Here is a 20,820-nt window from a genome sequence, read left to right on the forward strand (position 1 = left end):
AGTTTATTACTATGTTGTTAGTCGATTCGCATTGCCACCTTGATAGCCTGGATTTTGATGGATTGCATCAAAACGTTGATGATGCTTTGGCAAAAGCCAAAGCGCGTGATGTCGGCTATGTGCTGGCGGTGGCCACTACGCTCCCAGGGTATCAGGCGATGACCCAACTGATTGGCCAGCGTGCCGATGTGGCCTTCTCCTGCGGCGTTCACCCATTAAATCTGGAAGAGGGGTACGACTATGCGGAACTGCGCCGTCTGGCGGCGGCAGAGCAAGTGGTGGCGTTAGGGGAAACCGGGCTGGATTATTTCTACCAGAAAGACAATATTCCGCTGCAGCAGGCTTCTTTCCGCGAGCATATCCGCATTGGCCGCGATCTTAACAAGCCGGTGATTGTGCATACCCGCGATGCTCGTGCAGACACTTTAGCCATTTTACGTGAAGAGAAGGCGCAGGATTGTGGTGGGGTGCTGCACTGCTTCACCGAGGATTTACCGACCGCGCAGGCGTTGCTTGATTTAGGGTTCTACATCTCTTTTTCCGGGATTGTCACTTTCCGTAATGCTGAGTCGCTGCGTGAAGTTGCACGCTATGTTCCGCTGGATCGCATGCTGGTGGAAACCGACTCACCTTATCTGGCACCGGTGCCGCACCGGGGTAAAGAAAACCAGCCTGCCTACGTGCGCGATGTTGCCGAATATCTTGCTATTTTGAAGGGCGTAAGCCTGGAAACGCTGGCTGAAGCGACTACGGGTAACTTTTCACGCTTATTTCACCTCAAACTGTGATCTTTAGCCTAGGCTTAGGGTGCAGTCTTTAGAGCGTAATTCTTTTTAAGCTCGTAATTAATCGCCGTAACGGGTAATGTTCTCACCCGTTTTATGGCGCTGTTTGGTCTCTTTTTCATCTTATTCTACAAAAATCGGACGATTTAGAGGCAAAGGCATGGGCTTATTCATTGAAACGTGACTGCCATCAAACATTACCTGGGGTATTTATTTTACTCTGCGTAAAAATTCAAGGGGTGCTCAGACACCCTGAATTGCAGGGGTTTTTCTCCCCCCCTTGCAGCGCGAAAATTCGCGAGAAGTAGCAAGCACCATTACTCAGGAGCACACTCAACTATGTTTAAGAACGCATTTGCAAACCTGCAGAAAGTAGGTAAATCGCTGATGCTGCCGGTATCCGTATTGCCTATCGCAGGTATCCTGCTGGGCGTCGGTTCCGCCAACTTCAGCTGGCTGCCTATGGTAGTCTCTCACGTGATGGCAGAAGCTGGCGGGTCGGTATTCGCCAATATGCCGTTAATTTTTGCTATCGGTGTGGCTCTCGGCTTCACCAACAACGACGGTGTTTCTGCATTAGCCGCCGTGGTGGCCTACGGTATCATGGTGAAAACCATGGCCGTGGTTGCTCCACTGGTTCTGCATCTGCCACCTGAAGAGATTGCAGCTAAGCATCTGGCGGATACCGGTGTGCTGGGGGGGATTATCTCCGGCTCTATCGCTGCCTATATGTTCAACCGCTTCTTCCGCATTCAATTGCCGGAATATCTGGGCTTCTTTGCCGGTAAGCGTTTTGTCCCGATCATCTCTGGTCTGGCGGCCATTGTTCTGGGCGTGTTCCTGTCCTTTATCTGGCCACCAATCGGTACGGCTATCCAGACATTCTCACAATGGGCGGCGTATCAGAATCCAGTCTTGGCATTCTTTATCTACGGCGTGGTTGAGCGTGCTCTGGTGCCATTTGGTCTGCACCACATCTGGAACGTACCATTCCAGATGCAAATCGGTGAGTTCACCAACGCAGCGGGCCAGGTGTTCCATGGCGACATCCCGCGTTACATGGCCGGTGACCCAACGGCAGGTATGTTGTCCGGTGGCTTCCTGTTCAAAATGTACGGTCTGCCAGCGGCTGCTATTGCTATCTGGCATTCAGCCAAGCCGGAAAACCGTGCCAAAGTCGGCGGTATCATGATCTCCGCTGCGTTGACTTCGTTCCTGACCGGGATTACCGAACCCATCGAATTCTCGTTCATGTTCGTTGCACCGATCCTGTACGTGATCCACGCAATTCTGGCAGGTTTGGCCTTCCCAATCTGTATTCTGTTGGGTATGCGTGACGGTACCAGCTTCTCGCACGGTCTGATCGACTTTATCGTACTGAGCGGTAACAGCAGCAAAATCTGGCTGTTCCCAATCGTCGGTATCATCTACGGTCTGGTGTACTACAGCATCTTCCGTGTGCTGATTGCTAAATTGGATCTGAAAACGCCAGGCCGTGAAGAGACAACTGCCGATCAAACCACTCAGGGCGGTTCTGAAATGTCTGCAGCCTTGGTTCATGCTTTCGGTGGTAAAGAAAACATCACTAACCTGGATGCCTGTATTACTCGTCTGCGCGTCAGCGTGGCCGATGTATCCAAGGTTGACCAGGCTGGGCTGAAAAAACTGGGTGCTGCGGGCGTTGTGGTCGCGGGCTCCGGCGTTCAGGCCATCTTTGGCACCAAGTCCGATAACCTGAAAACAGATATGGATGAGTACATCCGTAACCACTGATTCAGGCTGGGGAGCTGATGAGGGAGGCCTGTGGCCTCCCTTTTTACTTATTGGTTTATATCGTTTTATCTAAAAATTGACGCAACGCATCCATAATGTTGGGGTGCGATTACTGATGGATGCCGCTGATTTGCAACAATGCTGCTTCAGCTAAAAATGCGGAACGGCTTTTAAATTCTGGATGTGTGGCCACACAGCGATCGATACGATCAATTAATGATTTGGGGAGTGTAACGTTAATTTTTTCTGATCCGCCCAGCAATCGAGAAATATCGATCTCCACAACCGCCCAGGTATAACCCGCGAATTCTGGGTCCTTAGCCAATTTTTCCACGCTGGAAGCGGCCGGAATATCCTCGCCCATATCTACCAGGATTTCTATATGGCCATTAATTGCGTCTTTGGCAGCCAAGATTGCTTCATCTAGGGTATCACCTGCTGAAAAACAACCGGGCAAGTCAGGGACACTCACGCCGTATGCATGCCGCTCGTCGCCTGCTTCAATTGCAATGGGATAAAACATAATTAAACCTCTTTCGAGAAAACAGGGTTAAATGCCTGCTTGTTTCCTGATGCTCTTTACCGTGCCTGCGGGTAAATCCTTTTTAGGGTGCGGGATAGTGACTAATCCCGGCTTGGTTGGGTGGGTGAAGTGATGATGGCTACCGTTCACTCTGACTAAAACCCATCCAGCCGCAATCACTTCTTTCACTATCTGCTTGCTGTTCATCCTTACACCCTGTTTCGTCCTATGGGGCAATAATAACCCCGACACCTCCCAAATGTAAATATTCCAGAGTTATCGGGGTTATCATTGTTGCAGTCATCGGCAAACTCATCCACGAATATGGCTGAGCTAATCCTGCTATAGCTGAACAATTCTCCATCATTCAATGAGGAAAATGCGTAATCAGGTTGAAAGCGCTAGAATCTGTCACTCATACTGCGTAAATCTTTTCATATTGCACAAGGAGCTTGATATGGCTGAAGAAACTATTTTCAGTAAAATTATTCGCCGTGAAATCCCAGCGGATGTGATCTACCAAGATGAGTTGGTTACTGCATTTCGCGATATCGCCCCACAGGCACCGACCCACATCCTGATCGTGCCGAACGTATTAATCCCAACTGTTAATGATGTCACTACTGCGCATGAAGCGGCTTTGGGCCGCATGATGACCGTCGCGGCCAAGATTGCCGAGCAGGAAGGGATTGCTGAAGAGGGTTACCGCCTGATCGTCAACTGCAATCGTCACGCAGGACAAGAGGTCTACCACATTCATATGCATTTAGTGGGTGGGCGCGTGCTTGGCCCGCTGTTAGCACGTTAATTGAAGAACACCGTGCACTATCCCGAACCGTGCATTGTTGCTTAACAGCCTTGGGATAGTGTTGAGAGGGATGATGAAAAAGTATCTATTCGTAGCATTGGCTGCACTGGTGTTGACCGGGTGTCCTGCGCGGCCCCCAGAACCACAGCAACCGCCCGTGGTCGTTGAACCGATCCCACAACCAGAACCTAAGCCACAGCCACCAGCTCCCGAGCCAGTACCACAGCCACCGAAGCTCCAGCAGCTCGATTGGCTAGGCAGTGTGCAGCCGTTAGTCAATGACATGTTGAAAGCCGATGGTGTCAACAGTGGCAGTGTGCTGTTGCTGGATAGCGTTAAAAATAATACCAATGGTGCGCTGCAAATTGCGCAAGCGACCGTTGCCTTGCACCAGGCGTTGGCGTCTAACCAGACCTTCAGCATTGTGCCAGAAGCGCAATTGGCCAGTGCCAAACAGACGTTGGGTCTATCAGCAGCAGACAGTCTGGGATCGCGCAGCAAAGCTATCGGCTTGGCGCGTATCGTTAATGCACAGTACGTGCTGTATAGCGACGTGAGCGGTGATGTGAAAGCTCCGACGATCGACATGCAACTGATGTTGGTGCAAACCGGTGAAATCGTCTGGTCAGGTAATGGCGACGTTAAGCAGTGAAGCCCAGCTTCGGCAATTAGTCAGTAGCAGGCTGCCGGCGGTAAATACCGCCGGTTGTCGTTTTAGCCCCATACAGGGGTTAACCGGTACCAGTTGGCTGATTGAAGGCGCAGGGATTTGTCTGCTGGCTCGCCAACAGATGCAGGATAAGTATGCGCTTGGTGTCAGTCGTCGGCGTGAAGGGCGCGTGTTGAAGCGTTGTGGGGCCGGGATTGGGCCGCAGATTTGGCTGCAAACCCCAGGTTGGCTGATTGTTGAATGGCTGGTTGGTGAGAACGTCAAAGAAGCCTCATTTCTGGCATTAAATGAAAGTGGCGAACTGGCAACGCTGTTGGCTGAGTTGCATCAGCGGCCACTGAGCGGTTACCGGCTGAATCTGCAGCAGCAGCTTGCTGATTATTGGCAGCACATCGATCGGCGACGTATAACCCCGGCGTGGCTGCGTTGGCAGCGTACTTTTATGCAAAACTCGCCACCACAGCCGTTGAAGCTGGCACCTTTGCACATGGATGTTCACGCAGGTAATCTGCTGGTGCAGGGGGAACGCTTAAGGTTGATTGACTGGGAATATGCTGCCGATGGTGATATTGCCTTGGAACTGGCCGCACTGTTTCGTTTCAATCAGCTCTCAACTATCGATCAGCAACATTTTTTACATCATTACGCGCAGCGCGGTTATGCAGATCGCTGGCAGTTGGTTGCTCAGGTACAGCGCTGGTTGCCGTGGGTGGATTACCTGATGCTGATGTGGTTTGAAGTCCGTTGGCAGCAGACTGGGGAGCTTGAGTTTTTGCGCTGGAGCGCAGCGTTGTACCGGCGTTTTTGTTTATTATCCCCCCGTTCTCAATGAATAAATGAAGTGAGGTGGCCGTGGGCCCAGTAATGCTAGATGTCGTCGGCTACGAGCTGGACGCAGAAGAACGTGAGATTTTAAAGCATCCTTTGGTGGGCGGCCTCATTCTGTTCACCCGCAATTTTCACGACGCTGAGCAACTGCGTGAACTGGTGCGGCAGATTCGTGCGGCGTCCCACGATCGCTTGGTGGTAGCGGTGGATCAGGAAGGGGGGCGCGTGCAGCGTTTCCGCGAAGGTTTTACCCGTTTACCGGCAGCACAGTCGTTCGCCGCGCTTAACGATGCGCAGGAAGGCGGGCGCTTGGCTCAAGAGGCCGGGTGGTTGATGGCGGCAGAAATGATCGCCCAAGATATCGATATCAGTTTTGCTCCGGTGTTGGATCTTGGCCATGTTTGCACCGCGATTGGCGAACGTTCTTTCCACAGCGATCCGCAAAAGGCGTTGGCGATGGCCGAACGTTTTATTCAAGGGATGCACAGTGTGGGGATGAAAACCACCGGCAAGCATTTCCCTGGGCATGGCGCAGTGACGGCGGACTCTCATAAGGAAACCCCGCGCGATCCGCGCCCGCTGGCGCACATTCGTGAGCACGATATGTCTATCTTCCGTGAGCTGATTGGCCGTGGTCTGCTGGATGCCATCATGCCAGCGCACGTCATCTATACTGAAGCAGATCCGCGCCCGGCCAGTGGTTCACCCTATTGGTTGAAACAGATTCTGCGTCAGGAGCTGGGTTTTGACGGTATTATTTTTTCTGACGATCTGTCGATGGAAGGGGCTGCGATCATGGGCAGCTACGCCGAGCGTGGCCAGGCGGCGCTGGATGCCGGTTGCGATATGATTCTGGTGTGTAATAACCGAACGGGCGCGGTCAGCGTGTTGGATAACCTGTTCCCGGTCAAAGTAGAAAAACTGAAGCGGTTATATCATCGCGGTCAGTTCACCCGTCAGGAGCTGCGTGATTCCGAACGCTGGCAACTGGCTCATAAGCAGTTGAGTGTGTTGAGCGAACGTTGGGAAGAACACAAACAGCGTTCAGTTGGGTGAGAGATTACGGCGTCGTAAGCGGCGTTAATGATGGGGGCAGGCGGCTCCCGGCTTGTTGCGAGGATCTACATGATTATCTATTTGCATGGCTTCGATTCCAACAGTCCCGGCAATCATGAAAAGGTTTTGCAGTTACAGTTCATCGACCCGGACGTGCGTTTTATCAGTTACAGCACTTTGCATCCACGCCATGATATGCAGCATTTATTGAAAGAGGTGGATAAAGCGGTTCAGCAGGAAGGGGACAAAAGCCCGCTGATTTGTGGTGTGGGTCTGGGGGGTTTTTGGGCTGAACGTATTGGCTTCCTGTGTGGAGTTCGTCAGGTGATTTTCAACCCTAACCTGTACCCGGAAGAACACATGCATGGCAAGATCGACCGACCAGAAGAGTATCGCGATATCGCGACCAAATGTGTGGAAGACTTTCGCGAGAAGAACCGCGATCGCTGCCTGGTGGTGCTCTCCCGCCATGATGAAGTGCTAGATAACCAGCGCAGCGCGGACTTGCTGCATAAGTACTATGAGATAGTCTGGGACGAACAGCAAACGCACAAGTTTAAAAATATCTCGCCACACCTGCAACGCATCAAGGCATTCAAGACTCTCCGATAACAGTTCTGCAACGTTATTTCAGGCCCTCATAGCTGCTCTAACAGGGCAGCTATGAAGGTTTTTGAACGTCTACCGGGCTTTTTTTATTAGCCAGCGATAAAATTCTAAATTGTGACCTAACGCTAACTATTTGAATCACAATCCCCAAAAAGTTCCTTCGTCCAGCCTTTAACCAAAGAAGTTTGATGTACATCAATTTTGGTATGACCAAATGACCTCTCGTGATATTGTGGCGGCAGACAGCAGGTTTAATTTGCGCGAACCATATGTATTCTAAGGATATTATTTGTTTACCCTTAGATAACAACAGGTTCACATTTAGAGGGTCATTTTGACAATGCCAAAGAAAAAAATTGTGATTGTCGGGGGTGGTGCCGGTGGTTTAGAACTGGCAACCAGCCTCGGGCATAAATTGGGCCGCAGGAACAAAGCCGAGGTCACACTGGTGGATCGTAACCATAGCCATCTGTGGAAACCTTTACTGCATGAAGTGGCTACCGGTTCGTTGGATGACGGCGTTGATGCGTTGAATTATCTGGCACATGCCCGTAATCACTATTTTAATTTCCAACTCGGTTCGCTGGTTAACATTGACCGTGAAAAACAGACGCTGCAATTGACGCAGATCTGCGATGAGCAGGGGACTGAACTGGTTCCTGCGCGTGAGTTGAGTTATGACATTCTGGTGATGGCGCTCGGCAGTACCTCAAATGACTTCGGTACTCCAGGGGTGAGAGAGCACTGCATCTTCCTGGATAACCCGCATCAGGCGCATCGCTTCCATAATGAAATGTTGAACCTGTTCCTTAAGTTCTCGGCCAAACCGGGTGAAAAGGAAAGCGTCAATATTGCCATCGTTGGGGGTGGTGCCACGGGTGTTGAACTGTCTGCTGAACTGCATAATGCGGTAAAACAGCTGCACAGCTATGGTTTTGAGGGGCTGGATAACAGCGCACTGAAAGTCACGCTGGTTGAGGCCGGTGAGCGCATTCTCCCTGCCTTACCGCCGCGCATTTCTTCCGCCGCTCATCAGGAACTGAATAATCTGGGCGTACGCGTGCTGACGAATACCATGGTCACCAGCGCGGATGAAAATGGCCTGAACACCAAAAGCGGCGAATTTATCAATGCCGATCTGATGGTGTGGGCGGCAGGTATCAAGGCCCCGGACTTTATGAAAGATATTGCCGGGCTGGAAACTAACCGTATCAATCAGCTAGTGGTTGAGCCGACGCTACAGACTACCCGCGATCCTAACATCTTCGCGATTGGTGACTGCGCTTCTTGCCCGCGTGAAGGTGGTGGTTTTGTGCCGCCGCGTGCGCAATCTGCACATCAGATGGCATCACGCTGCTTTACCAATATCCTGGCGCTGATGAATGGACAGCCTTTGAAGGCTTATGTGTATAAAGATCACGGCTCACTGGTATCGCTTTCGCGCTTTAGCACCGTTGGCAGTTTGATGGGCAACCTGATGCGTGGCTCGATGATGATCGAAGGACGTGTGGCGCGCGTGGTGTATATTTCACTGTACCGCATGCACCAGGTGGCGTTGCATGGTTATACCAAAACCGGCCTGATGATGTTGGTGGGCGGTATTAATCGGGTGATTCGCCCTCGTCTGAAAATGCATTAAAGCCTACAAGAGACGCAGTTCCTGATAGCCCACGCTGGTACGCCACGTGGGTTTTTTTATTGTTACCGACCTGAAATTGGAAAATTCTTACCGATGAATGCGCTGACTAAGGGTTTTAAATTGGATTAAAATACCATAATAGAATGGGAATTTTTAGGAGTCATCCCAAAAAATAAGGTTTGGCGTGATTTATCGCTTTTTTAGGGAAATCGTCTTATTGCGAGGAAGAGAGTTATTACACAAACTTATCGCGTTTACAAACGTGCTTCGCCGCGTACGCCGTAAGTTGTAGACCTTTGACCGCAGTCGGTACAGTTTTCAGCACAAAGTGCGTGGTAACACATTCAGGAGAATTTCCCGTGAACAAATCAATGTTAGCCGGTGTTGGGATTGGGATCGCCGCCGCTCTGGGAGCGACTGCCGTGGCCAGTCTGGACGTGTTTTCTGCTGGTCCGCAATACGCGCAGGTTATCGCCGCAACACCAATTAAAGAAACGATTAAAACTCCACGTCAGGAGTGCCATAACGTCACGGTCACCCACCGGACGCCTGTGCAGGATGAAAACCGCATTGCCGGTTCGGTGCTGGGCGCTGTTGCTGGTGGCGTGATTGGCCATCAGTTTGGCAGTGGCAGAGGCCGTGATGTGGCCACCGTAGTGGGGGCACTGGGTGGCGGTTATGCCGGTAATCAGGTTCAGGGAAGGCTACAGGATAGCGACACGACGACCAGTACACAGCAGCGCTGTAAAACGGTTTACGACAAGTCGCAGAGAATGCTGGGTTATGACGTCACTTATCAGATAGGCAAACAGCAGGGTAAAATTCGCATGGATCACGATCCAGGCACCCAGATCCTGCTGGATAAAAGTGGTCAACTGGTGCTCAATAAAGCTTAATAAAAGCATAAACCCGCGCGTAACATGCGCGGGTTTATGCGTACTGCGGTTTACAAGCCTCTCACGCCGCCAACGTATGCTCCCTGAAAGCGGCTAACAGCTCTTCAATAAATTTCAGCCTTGCTGGGCGCTCGGTGAGATCCAGCATAAACTTCAGTTTGGTAGGGCCATCAAGACGATAAACCTGCGGTTTACTTTGCAGCAAGCCAATCAGATAGCCCGGTTCAACGCGATTTTTCTCACCGAATTCGATAAACCCACCGCGTTCGTTACCTTCTATCCGTTTGATGCCTAACTTCTGTGCATGCTGACGCATTGCGGCACTTTGCAGCAGATTGCGTGCGGCATCCGGCAACAGCCCGAAACGATCGATCAGCTCCACTTTCAACTCTTCCAGCTCCGCCGTATTTTTCGCACTGGCAATACGCTTATAGAAAGACAAACGGGTATTCACATCCGGGATAAAGTCATCAGGCAGTAAGGTTGGCATGCGCAGTTCGACTTCAGTCTGATTGCTGGTGAGGTCTTCCAGCGAAGGCTCACGCCCGTTTTTCAGCGCATCGACGGCGCTTTCCAGCAGTTCCATATACAGCGAGAAACCGACGGTGGTCATCTGCCCGCTCTGGTCTTCGCCCAGTAACTCACCAGCACCACGAATTTCGAGATCGTGCGTCGCCAGCGCAAACCCGGCCCCCAAATCCTCCAGGGCGGCGATGGCCTCCAGGCGTTTGTGCGCATCGGCACTCATGGTTTTTGGATGCGGCGTCAGCAGGTAAGCGTAGGCCTGGTGGTGTGAACGCCCAACGCGGCCACGAAGCTGGTGCAGCTGTGCCAGGCCGAAACGATCGGCACGCTCAATGACGATGGTATTGGCGCTCGGAATATCAATACCGGTTTCGATAATGGTGGTGCACACCAACACGTTAAAGCGCTGATGATGGAAATCGTTCATCACCCGTTCCAGATCGCGTTCGCGCATCTGGCCGTGGCCGATAGCGATGCGCGCTTCTGGCACCAACTCTGCCAAGCGTTCGGCTGCTTTATCAATGTTTTCCACGTCGTTATACAGGTAATACACCTGCCCACCACGCAGTACTTCACGCAGAATGGCTTCGCGAACTACCAGGTTGTCGTATTCGCGCACAAAGGTTTTCACCGCCAAGCGGCGAGCCGGTGGGGTGGCGATGATCGACAGATCGCGCATACCGCTCATTGCCATATTCAACGTGCGTGGAATTGGCGTGGCGGTGAGCGTCAGAATATCCACATCCGCGCGCATTGCTTTAATGCGCTCTTTGTGGCGCACACCAAAGCGGTGTTCTTCATCAACGATCAACAGCCCTAAATCTTTCCAGCGCAGATCGCTCTGCAACAGTTTATGGGTGCCAATCAGAATATCGACTTTGCCCTCTGCGGTTTCTTCCAACACCTGTTGCTGTTCTTTGGCACTGCGAAAACGTGACATCATTTCAATACGGATCGGCCAGGTGGCAAAACGATCGCGGAAGTTATCGAAGTGCTGCTGTGCCAATAGCGTGGTCGGCACCAATACCGCGACCTGTTTATTGTTCTCCACTGCCAGGAAAGCGGCGCGCATCGCCACTTCGGTTTTACCAAAGCCAACATCGCCACAGACCAACCGATCCATCGCCAGCGGCTGGCACATGTCGCTCAGCACCGCGTTGATGGCCTGTTCCTGATCGGGCGTGGTTTCAAACGGGAAGGTTTGGCAGAACAACTGGTATTGCTCGCGGTTATGCTTGAAGGCAAAGCCTGCTTTGGCGGCGCGCTGTGCGTAGATGTCCAGCAGCTCTGCCGCCACGTCGCGCACGCGTTCGGCGGCTTTCTGCCGTGCCCGCGACCAGGCATCGCCACCCAGTTTGTGTAACGGTGCGTTCTCGTCTGCGCCCCCGGCGTAGCGGTTAATCAGATGCAGAGAGGAAACCGGCACATACAGCTTGTCCTCACCCGCGTAAGAGAGGATCAGGTATTCTGCCTTGATGCCGCCAGCTTCCAGCGTGGTGAGGCCAACATAGCGCCCCACGCCGTGTTCCAGGTGCACCACCGGTTGGCCTGGATGCAATTCCGCCAGATTGCGGATCAGGGTATCGGTATTGATGGTGCGGCGGTTATCCTGCCGACGGCGGCTGACGCGTTCGCCGAGCAAATCGCTTTCACAAATCAGCGCCCGGTTGCGCAGGCTATCCAGAAAGCCGCGTTCAGAGGCACCGATCATCATATAACGGCCCGGCGCTTCGGCCTCGTCGAGGTGCTGGATCAGGCGGGTGCTCAGCTTGATACGGCCCAGCAAATCCTGCAGCGTTTCACGGCGGCCTTCGCTCTCGACCGAGAAGATGACGCTACCGCTAAAACTTTCGATAAATCGGCGCAGGTTATCCAGCGGCGCTTTCTGCTGTGCCTGGACGGAAAGATCGGGCAACACCTGATAACCCAGATTGGTGCTACCTGCTTTGGCGGGCAGATCATCGGTTTTCAGCGCCATACGCGGCCAGGCTTTCAATTCGGCGAACAGCGCATCCACGCGTAGCCACAGCGTATCGGGGGCGAGCAAGGGGCGCATCGGGTCAATCCGGCGGCTCTCAAAACGCTGATTCACGTCCAGCCAGAAGCGCTCGGCGGCGTTTTCCAGATTGCCCGTGTTGACGATCAGCGTATTGGCTGGCAGATAGCTGAATAAAGAGGGCAGCGGCTGGCTGAAGAACAGCGGTTGCCAGTATTCAATACCGGCGGGCCAAGTGCCTTTGCTCACCTGCTGATAAATATGTTCGGCGTCACGGCGCACCTCAAACTGTTCACGCCATTGGCTACGGAACAGCTCAATGGCGGTTTTATCGGTAGGGAACTCATGGGCAGGCAGCAGGTTGATGGCTTCTACTTCGCTTAGCGTGCGTTGAGTATCCACGTCGAAGGTGCGCAGGCTGTCGATTTCGTCATCGAAAAAGTCGATGCGGTAAGGTTCTTCGCTGCCCATGGGGTACAGATCCAACAGCGCTCCACGGGTGGCAAACTCACCGTGCTCCATCACCTGATCAACACTGCGATAACCCGCCTGTTCCAACTGCGCACGCAGGAGATCCCGTGACTGCCGCTGGCCTTTCTTCATCACCAGCGCATGGCCGTGCAGGAATTCGTGCGGGCAAACGCGCTGCATCAGGGTATTGACTGGCAAAATAATAATGCCGCGCGCCATGTTCGGCAGATGGTACAGGCTGGAAAGGCGCGCGGAGATAATCTCCTGATGCGGCGAGAAACTGTCGTATGGCAGCGTTTCCCAGTCTGAAAGCGTGGTCACCATCTGATTGGTAAACTGTTGGATCTCGTCACGCAACCGCAGCGCGTTTTGCATATCCGGGGCGATGAGCATCACCGGCCCTTGATGACGCTCGGCGATTTCTGCGCATTCAACGGCACAGGCAGAACCGGTTAATTGCCCCAGTTGGCGCAAATCACCTGCGCGATCGGGTAGGGAGTAACGAGAAGATGAGGAACGGCGGCTATTATCAGAAGTGCTCATTCAGTTATCTTTAATCAATGAATTGAATAACAGTTTTTGTGGTGTTCACCGTGCTGGTTAACGAGTGAATACCACAAAACCCTGTTTACCCGGCACAAACCCGCGTGCGCCTTTACCTTAGTTATACTAGCCCAGCGGCTAAGAAACTGACACCGGTAAAGTATGCTCAAGGCTGCTATTGGGCGTTATTTAACCGCTGCCGAGAGAATAAAACCCGCAGGGTGGTTCCATAAACCGGGGTGAGCCATTATTATCCATGCTCAATTTGCTTAAGCTACGGCAACCAAACGGATTTCATGTATCAACCTGTCGCGTTATTCATTGGCCTGCGTTACATGCGCGGGCGAGCTTCAGACCGCTTTGGGCGGTTTGTCTCCTGGCTTTCCACCATCGGTATTACGCTGGGTGTGATGGCTTTGGTCACCGTGCTGTCCGTGATGAATGGCTTCGAAAAAGATCTCGAAAACAACATTCTGGGCTTAATGCCACAGGCACTGATTACCAGCAAGCAGGGGGCGATCAACCCAGAGCAACTCCCGGCGGCTGCCTTGCAGGGGTTGCAAGGCGTAGAGCGTATCGCCCCACTGACCACCGGTGACGTTGTGCTGCAAAGCGCGCGCAGTGTTGCTGTGGGGGTGATTCTGGGGGTGAACCCGGATGAAGCGGATCCGCTGTCACCCTACCTGATCAACGTCAAGCAGCAACAGTTGCAGCCCGGGGAATACAATCTGATTATTGGCGAACAACTGGCTGGCCAGTTGGGCGTCAAACGTGGCGATCAACTGCGCCTGATGGTGCCAAGTGCCAGCCAGTTTACCCCGATGGGGCGCATTCCCAGCCAACGGCTGTTTACCATCATTGGCACTTTCCATGCGAATAGTGAGGTAGATGGCTATCAATTGTTGGCTAACCAGCAGGATGCTTCACGTCTGATGCGTTATCCGGCGGGGAATATCACCGGTTGGCGTCTGTTCCTGCAACAGCCGTTGCAGGTGGATACCCTCAGCCAGCAACCGCTGCCGGAAGGCTCCATATGGAAAGACTGGCGCGAGCGCAAGGGGGAGCTGTTCCAGGCGGTGCGCATGGAGAAAAACATGATGGGATTGCTGCTCAGCCTGATTGTGGCGGTGGCGGCGTTCAATATCATAACCTCTTTAGGCTTGCTGGTGATGGAGAAGCAGGGCGAGGTCGCTATTTTGCAGACGTTGGGCCTGACGCGGCGCCAGATTATGACGGTCTTTATCGTGCAAGGTGCCAGTGCGGGCATTATTGGTTCGCTGCTCGGGACATTGCTGGGGGTGCTGCTGGCCAGTAACCTGAACAATCTGATGCCGATTCTGGGGGCTCTGATCGACGGCGCTTCGCTGCCGGTAGCGGTTGACCCGCTGCAGGTCACGATCATCGCCGTGGCGGCGATGGCGGTTTCCTTATTATCCACGCTTTACCCTTCATGGCGCGCTGCCGCCGTACAACCCGCTGAGGCTTTACGTTATGAGTAATCATCTTTTATTGCAGTGCGACAGCCTGTGCAAGACCTATCAGGAAGGCAATCTGCATACCGATGTGCTGCGCAATGTCAGTTTTGCTATGCAACCGGGCGAGATGATGGCGATCGTCGGCAGTTCGGGTTCCGGTAAAAGTACCTTGTTGCATCTGCTGGGCGGATTGGATACCCCAACCTCCGGTGAGGTGATCTTCAAAGGGCAGTCATTGAATGTGCTTTCTTCCACTGCCAAGGCAGAGTTGCGTAACCGTCAACTGGGTTTTATCTACCAGTTCCATCATCTGTTGCCGGATTTTACCGCCTTGGAAAACGCCGCGATGCCGCTGCTGATTGGCGGCATCAAACCAGCACAGGCGCAGGAAAAAGCGCGGGAAATGCTGGCAGCGGTGGGGTTGGAGAAGCGCAGTAAGCATCGTCCAGCGGAGCTTTCTGGCGGTGAGCGCCAGCGGGTGGCAATTGCCCGTGCGCTGGTGAATAACCCTGCGCTGGTGCTGGCGGATGAACCAACCGGTAATCTCGATCAGCGTACCGCCGACAGCATCTTTGATTTGTTGGGCGAATTAAACGTGCGCCAGGGCACTGCTTTCCTGGTGGTGACCCACGATCTGCAATTGGCGCGCCGCTTGAGCCGCCAGTTGGAAATGCGTGATGGCCATCTGCAAGCTCATTCCCCCTTGATGAGGGCAGAGTAATGAGCGCTTCGCCACTTTCTTTATTGATGGCGCTGCGTTTTAGCCGGGGTCGGCGGCGTGGCGGCATGGTCTCGCTGATTTCGGTGATCTCTACCATTGGCATTGCGCTGGGGGTGGCGGTATTGATCGTCGGCCTGAGTGCGATGAACGGCTTTGAGCGCGAACTGCAGAACCGCATTTTGGCGGTGGTGCCGCACGGTGAGATCGAGCCGGTTAATCAACCGTTTGAAAATTGGCCGGAAATCCAGCAGCGGATGGCGAAAGTGCCGGGTATTCTGGCCGTTGCCCCTTATATCAACTTTACTGGCCTGATGGAAAACGGCACCCAGTTGCGTGCAGTGCAGGTTAAAGGGGTTGATCCCGCGCAGGAAAGCCAGCTAAGCGCTTTGCCGAAATACGTGCAGGGCGATGCCTGGGCCAATTTTAAGTCTGGTGAACAGCAGGTGATACTGGGGAAAGGCGTGGCCGAAGCGTTAGGCGTGAAAACCGGTTCCTATGTGACGGTGATGATCCCGAACAGCGATCCAGAAATGAAACTGCTGCAGCCGAAGCGTATTCGCCTGCAGGTGGCTGGTATTCTGCAGCTCAGCGGTCAGCTTGATCACAGTTTGGCGCTGGTGCCATTGGCCGACGCGCAACAGTATATGGATATGGGTGACAGTGTCACTGGGTTGGCGATCAAAGTTAATGATGTGTTTGCCGCCAACAAGCTGGTGCGCGATGCGGGCGAGGTCACTAATGCCTACGTTTATATCAAAAGCTGGATTGGTACCTACGGTTATATGTACCGTGATATTCAGATGATCCGCGCCATTATGTATCTGGCCATGGTACTGGTGATCGGGGTGGCGTGCTTCAACATCGTTTCCACCCTGGTGATGGCGGTGAAAGATAAAAGCGGCGATATTGCCGTGTTGCGTACCCTTGGCGCTAAAGACGGGTTTATTCGCGCGATTTTTATCTGGTACGGCCTCTTGGCCGGGGCGTTGGGTAGCCTGATTGGTGTGGTGGTTGGCGTGATTGCTTCGTTGCAGCTCACCAATCTGATCAAGGGGATCGAAAAGTTGATGGGGCACTCCTTCCTGTCCGGTGACATCTACTTTATCGATTTCCTGCCGTCTGAGCTGCACTGGCTGGATGTGCTTATCGTGCTGGCTACTGCCATTGTGCTTAGCCTGCTGGCCAGTTGGTATCCGGCCCGGCGAGCGAGCCGGATCGATCCTGCCCGCGTCTTGAGCGGACAATAATAGAAATCTGGGGCTGATTAAGACGCCCCATTTTTTTAGCCGGAGGCTGAGTTATGTACTACGGTTTCGATATGGGTGGCACCAAGATTGAGCTGGGTGTGTTCGATGCCGATCTGCAGCCTGTCTGGCAGAAGCGGGTGCCAACGCCGCGTGATGATTACAGGCAATTACTGGCGGTCTTGCGCGATCTCACTTATGAAGCCGACGCGCGGTGTGGCTCGCCAGGCTCCGTGGGTATCGGTATCCCAGGGCTGCCGAATGAAGATGGCACTTTGTTTACCGCCAATGTGCCTGCCGCCATGGGGCAGCCGTTGCCGCGAGATCTGAGCACCTTGATTGGCCGCGAAGTCAGGGTAGATAACGATGCTAACTGTTTTGCGTTGTCAGAAGCCTGGGATGATGAGTTCCGCCACTACCCTTGCGTGCTGGGCATGATCCTTGGCACCGGAGTGGGCGGTGGTTTGATCGTCGATGGCAAGGTGTTGTCTGGGCGCAACTATATTGCTGGCGAGTTTGGCCACTTCCGTTTACCCGTGGATGCGCTGGAGGTGTTAGGGCGTGATATACCTCGCGTAGCATGCGGTTGTGGTCATGAGGGTTGCATTGAAAATTACATATCGGGCCGCGGATTTGAGTGGATGTATAGTCACTTTTATCAGCATCACTTGCCTGCACCACAGATTATTGCGCATTATCAGGCGGGTGAGCCACGGGCCATGGCGCACGTAGATCGTTTTCTCGAGGTGCTGGCGATATGCCTGGCTAATCTGCTGACCATCGTCGATCCGCATCTGTTGGTGATTGGCGGCGGGTTATCGAATTTTGATGCGATCTACCAGGCGTTGCCGCAGCGTTTGCCTGCCCATCTGCTGCGAGTAGCGAAACTGCCGCGCATCGAGAAGGCGCGTTATGGTGATGCAGGCGGTGTTCGTGGCGCCGCGTTTCTCAATTTGGTGCGTAATAAATAAGGAGAGTTCATGCACACTCGCCATCGGTTGTGTCGGTTTCGCAAAAATAAGCATGTGTTGCATCAACGCTTTCGCTCCAGGATTTTTCACCGAGATACTATGGCTGCGGCGGAATTGAAAAAACCCTTTGTTGTGGTGCTGACAGGGGCGGGGATTTCTGCTGAATCGGGCATTCGCACGTTCCGTGCCGACGATGGGCTATGGGAAGAGCATCAGGTGGAGGATGTGGCGACGCCAGAGGGGTATCGGCGCAATCCTGCACTGGTTCAGGCATTTTACAATGCGCGCCGCCAGCAGCTTCAGCAGCCGAGTATTGCGCCTAATGCCGCTCATCGCGTGCTGGCGGAGCTTGAAGAGTGGCTGGGGGATAATTTCCTGCTGGTAACCCAGAATATTGATAATTTGCATGAACGTGCAGGCAGTAAGCGGGTGCTGCATATGCATGGCGAGCTGCTGAAGGTGCGCTGTACCCATTCTGGGCAGGTATTTAACTGGCCCGGTGAGCTGAACGTGGAGGACCGCTGCCATTGTTGCCAGTTCCCGGCACCGTTACGCCCGCACGTGGTGTGGTTTGGTGAAATGCCGCTCAGGATGACCGAAATCTATGAAGCATTGGCAAAAGCTGACTTCTTCGTGGCAATCGGGACTTCTGGCCACGTTTATCCGGCGGCAGGCTTTGTGCATGAAGCGCGGTCGGCGGGGGCCTATACCATTGAGCTGAACCTGGAGCCGAGCCAGGTGGAAAGCCAGTTTGATGAAAAACATTATGGCCCGGCCAGTGAGGTGGTGCCGCGTTTCGTTCATAAGTTGCTGATGGGCAAGCTCGAACGGGCAGACATACCTTATAACGGCGCTAAATAGTTATTGATTCTATACCCAAAATAATTCGAGTTGCTTGCAGCGGCCTCGAAGGGGCGAGGCCCAGGATGGGCCGAGTAACGCAGCCAACACCCAAGCAACTCGAAGTATGACGGGTCTAATGATTTCAGTGAAATCTGACTATTAATGACCTGTCTCAATATTTGATCCGAATCGGTTCCGCATAATGAAACGCGAAATTCTGAGGGCGGAACCATGGATAAACTACTTGATCGCTTTTTTAACTACGTCTCTTTTGACACACAGGCTAAAGCGAACGTCAAACATGTGCCGAGTACTGATGGGCAACTGAAGCTGGCGCGTGCGTTGCGGCAGGAAATGCTTGAACTGGGTTTTGAACAGGTATCGCTCAGCGAACAAGGCTGTGTGATGGGAACCCTGCGCGGTAATGTTGCCTGGCCGGTCTCTACAATTGGCTTCATTTCCCACCTTGATACTTCGCCGGATTTTTCTGGCAAGAATGTGACGCCGCAGATTGTGGAAAATTATCGCGGGGGTGACATTGCGTTGGGTATTGGTGATGAGGTGCTTTCGCCAGTGATGTTCCCGATTTTACACCAAATGTTGGGGCAAACGCTGATCACTACCGACGGTAAAACGCTGTTGGGTGCCGACGACAAGGCTGGTATTGCAGAAATTCTTACCGCGATGATGCGGCTGAAGCAGCAAAAAATCCCACATGGCGATATTCGCGTCGCTTTTACTCCCGACGAAGAGGTGGGTAAGGGGGCGCACGTCTTTGATGTTGAAGCATTCAATGCTGAATGGGCTTATACCGTTGACGGTGGTGGTGTGGGTGAACTGGAGTGTGAGAATTTTAACGCGGCATCCGTAACGGTGAAGATCGTCGGTAATAATGTGCACCCCGGCACGGCCAAGGGGGTAATGGTCAATGCATTGTCGTTGGCGGCGCGCTTCCATCAGGCACTCCCGGCGGATGAAACACCTGAAAACACGGAAGGTTATGAAGGTTTTTATCACCTGAGCAGCATCAAAGGGCAGGTTGAGCGTGCCGAAATGCATTACATCCTGCGTGACTTTGAGCGTGAGGGTTTTGAGGTGCGCAAGCGTAAGATGATCGAAGCGGCACAAACTGTGGGCCGTGGTTTGCCTCGGGATTGTTATATCGAAGTCGCGATCGAAGACAGTTATTACAATATGCGCGATCAGGTTGCCGAACACCCGCATGTGATTGCGTTGGCGCAACAGGCGATGCGCGATTGCGATATTGAACCGGTGATGAAACCGATTCGCGGCGGCACCGATGGAGCACAATTGTCATTCAAGGGATTACCTTGCCCGAATTTGTTTACCGGTGGTTATAATTTCCATGGCAAACACGAGTTTATTACGCTTGAAGGGATGGAAAAAGCAGTGAGCGTGATTATGCGTATTGCTGCTTTAACGGCGACGCGTGCCAAAAATCGCTAGTAGTAGAGATGAATAGGCATCCCTTCTCCGCATGGAGGGCCGAAATCAGTCTGTTGATGTCAACCAATTCAACAGACTTCTTCCCTCTGGTTTACAGCCTTCTTCTTGGTCTATCATCTGGTCAAAAAATCCGGTGCTAACACATGTCATTCGCACGGGGCTAAATGAAGTGCCCTTGTTTGGTCTTTATCTGGGAAGGCCAGTGTTTGAATGTCCCTTGTTGATCCTCTGGGATTCGGCGTATTGGCGTCGGGTCAAGCCGCTGACTCGTCAGGCGTCGACGTGGTGTTTTTTTGAACGTGGGGGTGTAATGTTTAGGCATTTGAATTTATTTTAATTTTTCCGATGAGTTCATCTACATTCTATAGTGGCTCAGTAATACCGTGGGGTATATTCCCAATGGTAGTTACGCCAATCCGGCACCGGCAATTAATTTAAAAGGACGTTGACTGGAGAAAGCAGGATTTATAAGAGGCTCGCTGATTATCGTAACTCTTGTTAACGGCCATCTGGTAATAACCCTGCTGCCACGGAACTCACTGCTCAATAATATGATTCAGAAGATTGCGCATTTACCGGAAGCATCGCAACGGCAACTCCAAGAGATTATTGACGGCTTGATGGTTCAAGAACAGCTGGAAGGGTATCAGTGGGGGAGTAAATAATGGAATACATTATTATCAATGGGCTGGAATTAACCACAGAGCAAGCCTGGGCACTGGCACAGTTTTTTAAGCGAGTTAGCTGGAATGAGATGCGCGTTAATGCCAGGAATGACAATGAGTACTATTCAATGTGTGATGCTATTAATCAGCTACGCAAGACGCTAGCCGAACAGGGCTATGCAGCGCGTTAATTGGAATGAGCTTGCTGACACAGAACAGCCTGACCGGGCAACCGCTGGCGATCAGCGTTATGCCTGGTCAGGCAGTGATCCGAGTTCAGTGGGGGGTATAGGCTGGCATAGCAACCAATAA

At 52.8% G+C, this 20,820-nt stretch carries 20 protein-coding genes; 17 read left to right on the forward strand and 3 right to left on the reverse strand.

Annotation, left to right across the window (positions count from 1 at the left end):
* Window positions 1–11 precede the first annotated feature (11 nt).
* Window positions 12–788, forward strand: a complete 777-nt coding sequence (locus tag IV04_RS05095; protein WP_037396111.1) for a metal-dependent hydrolase — start codon at window positions 12–14, stop codon at window positions 786–788.
* 336 nt (window positions 789–1,124) lie between these two features.
* Window positions 1,125–2,558 carry a PTS glucose transporter subunit IIBC gene (ptsG, locus tag IV04_RS05100; protein WP_037396112.1) on the forward strand — a complete coding sequence of 478 codons (1,434 nt, stop codon included), beginning with the start codon at window positions 1,125–1,127 and terminating at the stop codon, window positions 2,556–2,558.
* A 109-nt stretch (window positions 2,559–2,667) separates the two neighbouring features.
* Here the strand turns inward: ptsG and IV04_RS05105 are convergent, their stop codons facing one another.
* Window positions 2,668–3,081: a type II toxin-antitoxin system HicB family antitoxin gene (locus IV04_RS05105; RefSeq protein ID WP_037396113.1), complete on the reverse strand. Its 414-nt coding sequence runs from the start codon at window positions 3,079–3,081 to the stop codon at window positions 2,668–2,670.
* A gap of 27 nt (window positions 3,082–3,108) precedes the next feature.
* Window positions 3,109–3,288 carry a type II toxin-antitoxin system HicA family toxin gene (locus IV04_RS05110; protein ID WP_037396114.1) on the reverse strand — a complete coding sequence of 60 codons (180 nt, stop codon included), beginning with the start codon at window positions 3,286–3,288 and terminating at the stop codon, window positions 3,109–3,111.
* 250 nt (window positions 3,289–3,538) lie between these two features.
* On the opposite strand from IV04_RS05110, the gene hinT reads away from it, so the two are divergent.
* From hinT to IV04_RS05145, 7 genes are all read left to right on the forward strand, one after another.
* Window positions 3,539–3,889, forward strand: a complete 351-nt coding sequence (gene hinT, locus IV04_RS05115; protein ID WP_037396116.1) for a purine nucleoside phosphoramidase — start codon at window positions 3,539–3,541, stop codon at window positions 3,887–3,889.
* Window positions 3,890–3,962: 73 nt separating this feature from the next.
* Window positions 3,963–4,541 (forward strand): penicillin-binding protein activator LpoB, encoded by a 579-nt coding sequence (gene lpoB / locus IV04_RS05120; RefSeq protein ID WP_037396118.1) that lies wholly within the window; start codon window positions 3,963–3,965, stop codon window positions 4,539–4,541.
* The gene (gene thiK, locus IV04_RS05125) at window positions 4,522–5,391 is read left to right on the forward strand and encodes a thiamine kinase (protein ID WP_037396120.1); all 870 of its coding nucleotides are present in this window, start codon (window positions 4,522–4,524) and stop codon (window positions 5,389–5,391) included. The genes lpoB and thiK overlap by 20 nt, the downstream gene beginning before the upstream one ends.
* Before the next feature lie 32 nt (window positions 5,392–5,423).
* A complete protein-coding gene (nagZ, locus tag IV04_RS05130) occupies window positions 5,424–6,443 on the forward strand; it encodes a beta-N-acetylhexosaminidase (protein WP_037396182.1) in 1,020 nt (339 codons plus the stop codon).
* A 69-nt stretch (window positions 6,444–6,512) separates the two neighbouring features.
* Window positions 6,513–7,055 carry an alpha/beta hydrolase YcfP gene (gene ycfP, locus IV04_RS05135; RefSeq protein ID WP_037396122.1) on the forward strand — a complete coding sequence of 181 codons (543 nt, stop codon included), beginning with the start codon at window positions 6,513–6,515 and terminating at the stop codon, window positions 7,053–7,055.
* 331 nt (window positions 7,056–7,386) lie between these two features.
* A complete protein-coding gene (locus IV04_RS05140; RefSeq protein WP_037396125.1) occupies window positions 7,387–8,691 on the forward strand; it encodes an NAD(P)/FAD-dependent oxidoreductase in 1,305 nt (434 codons plus the stop codon).
* 359 nt (window positions 8,692–9,050) lie between these two features.
* Window positions 9,051–9,587, forward strand: a complete 537-nt coding sequence (locus IV04_RS05145) for a glycine zipper 2TM domain-containing protein (RefSeq protein WP_197062147.1) — start codon at window positions 9,051–9,053, stop codon at window positions 9,585–9,587.
* Between the two features lie 61 nt (window positions 9,588–9,648).
* On the opposite strand, the gene mfd is transcribed toward IV04_RS05145, so the two are convergent.
* A complete protein-coding gene (gene mfd, locus IV04_RS05150; RefSeq protein WP_037396127.1) occupies window positions 9,649–13,122 on the reverse strand; it encodes a transcription-repair coupling factor in 3,474 nt (1,157 codons plus the stop codon).
* 296 nt (window positions 13,123–13,418) lie between these two features.
* Here mfd and lolC point away from each other — a divergent pair, with 296 nt between their 5' ends.
* The 8 genes from lolC (at window position 13,419) to IV04_RS26715 (ending at window position 20,800) form a co-directional block, all read left to right on the forward strand.
* Window positions 13,419–14,621: a lipoprotein-releasing ABC transporter permease subunit LolC gene (gene lolC, locus IV04_RS05155; protein ID WP_037396128.1), complete on the forward strand. Its 1,203-nt coding sequence runs from the start codon at window positions 13,419–13,421 to the stop codon at window positions 14,619–14,621.
* Complete coding sequence (lolD, locus tag IV04_RS05160; protein ID WP_037396131.1) at window positions 14,614–15,318, forward strand: lipoprotein-releasing ABC transporter ATP-binding protein LolD; 705 nt, start codon at window positions 14,614–14,616, stop codon at window positions 15,316–15,318. The genes lolC and lolD overlap by 8 nt, the downstream gene beginning before the upstream one ends.
* On the forward strand, window positions 15,318–16,565 hold the full coding sequence (lolE, locus tag IV04_RS05165; protein ID WP_037396135.1) for a lipoprotein-releasing ABC transporter permease subunit LolE: 1,248 nt from the start codon (window positions 15,318–15,320) through the stop codon (window positions 16,563–16,565). The genes lolD and lolE overlap by 1 nt, the downstream gene beginning before the upstream one ends.
* A 53-nt stretch (window positions 16,566–16,618) precedes the next feature.
* Window positions 16,619–17,533, forward strand: coding sequence for an N-acetylglucosamine kinase (gene nagK / locus IV04_RS05170; RefSeq protein ID WP_037396137.1), 915 nt, complete (start codon window positions 16,619–16,621; stop codon window positions 17,531–17,533).
* 9 nt (window positions 17,534–17,542) lie between these two features.
* Window positions 17,543–18,394 carry a Sir2 family NAD+-dependent deacetylase gene (gene cobB / locus IV04_RS05175; protein ID WP_037396140.1) on the forward strand — a complete coding sequence of 284 codons (852 nt, stop codon included), beginning with the start codon at window positions 17,543–17,545 and terminating at the stop codon, window positions 18,392–18,394.
* A 213-nt stretch (window positions 18,395–18,607) separates the two neighbouring features.
* Window positions 18,608–19,843 (forward strand): peptidase T, encoded by a 1,236-nt coding sequence (pepT, locus tag IV04_RS05180; RefSeq protein ID WP_037396142.1) that lies wholly within the window; start codon window positions 18,608–18,610, stop codon window positions 19,841–19,843.
* Between the two features lie 664 nt (window positions 19,844–20,507).
* Window positions 20,508–20,699, forward strand: a complete 192-nt coding sequence (locus IV04_RS05185) for a hypothetical protein (protein WP_037396145.1) — start codon at window positions 20,508–20,510, stop codon at window positions 20,697–20,699.
* Window positions 20,700–20,710: 11 nt separating this feature from the next.
* On the forward strand, window positions 20,711–20,800 hold the full coding sequence (locus IV04_RS26715; RefSeq protein ID WP_161782089.1) for a type I toxin-antitoxin system SymE family toxin: 90 nt from the start codon (window positions 20,711–20,713) through the stop codon (window positions 20,798–20,800).
* Window positions 20,801–20,820: the final 20 nt, after the last annotated feature.

This window comes from Serratia sp. Ag1, assembly GCF_000743355.1.
GTDB lineage: Bacteria > Pseudomonadota > Gammaproteobacteria > Enterobacterales > Enterobacteriaceae > Chania.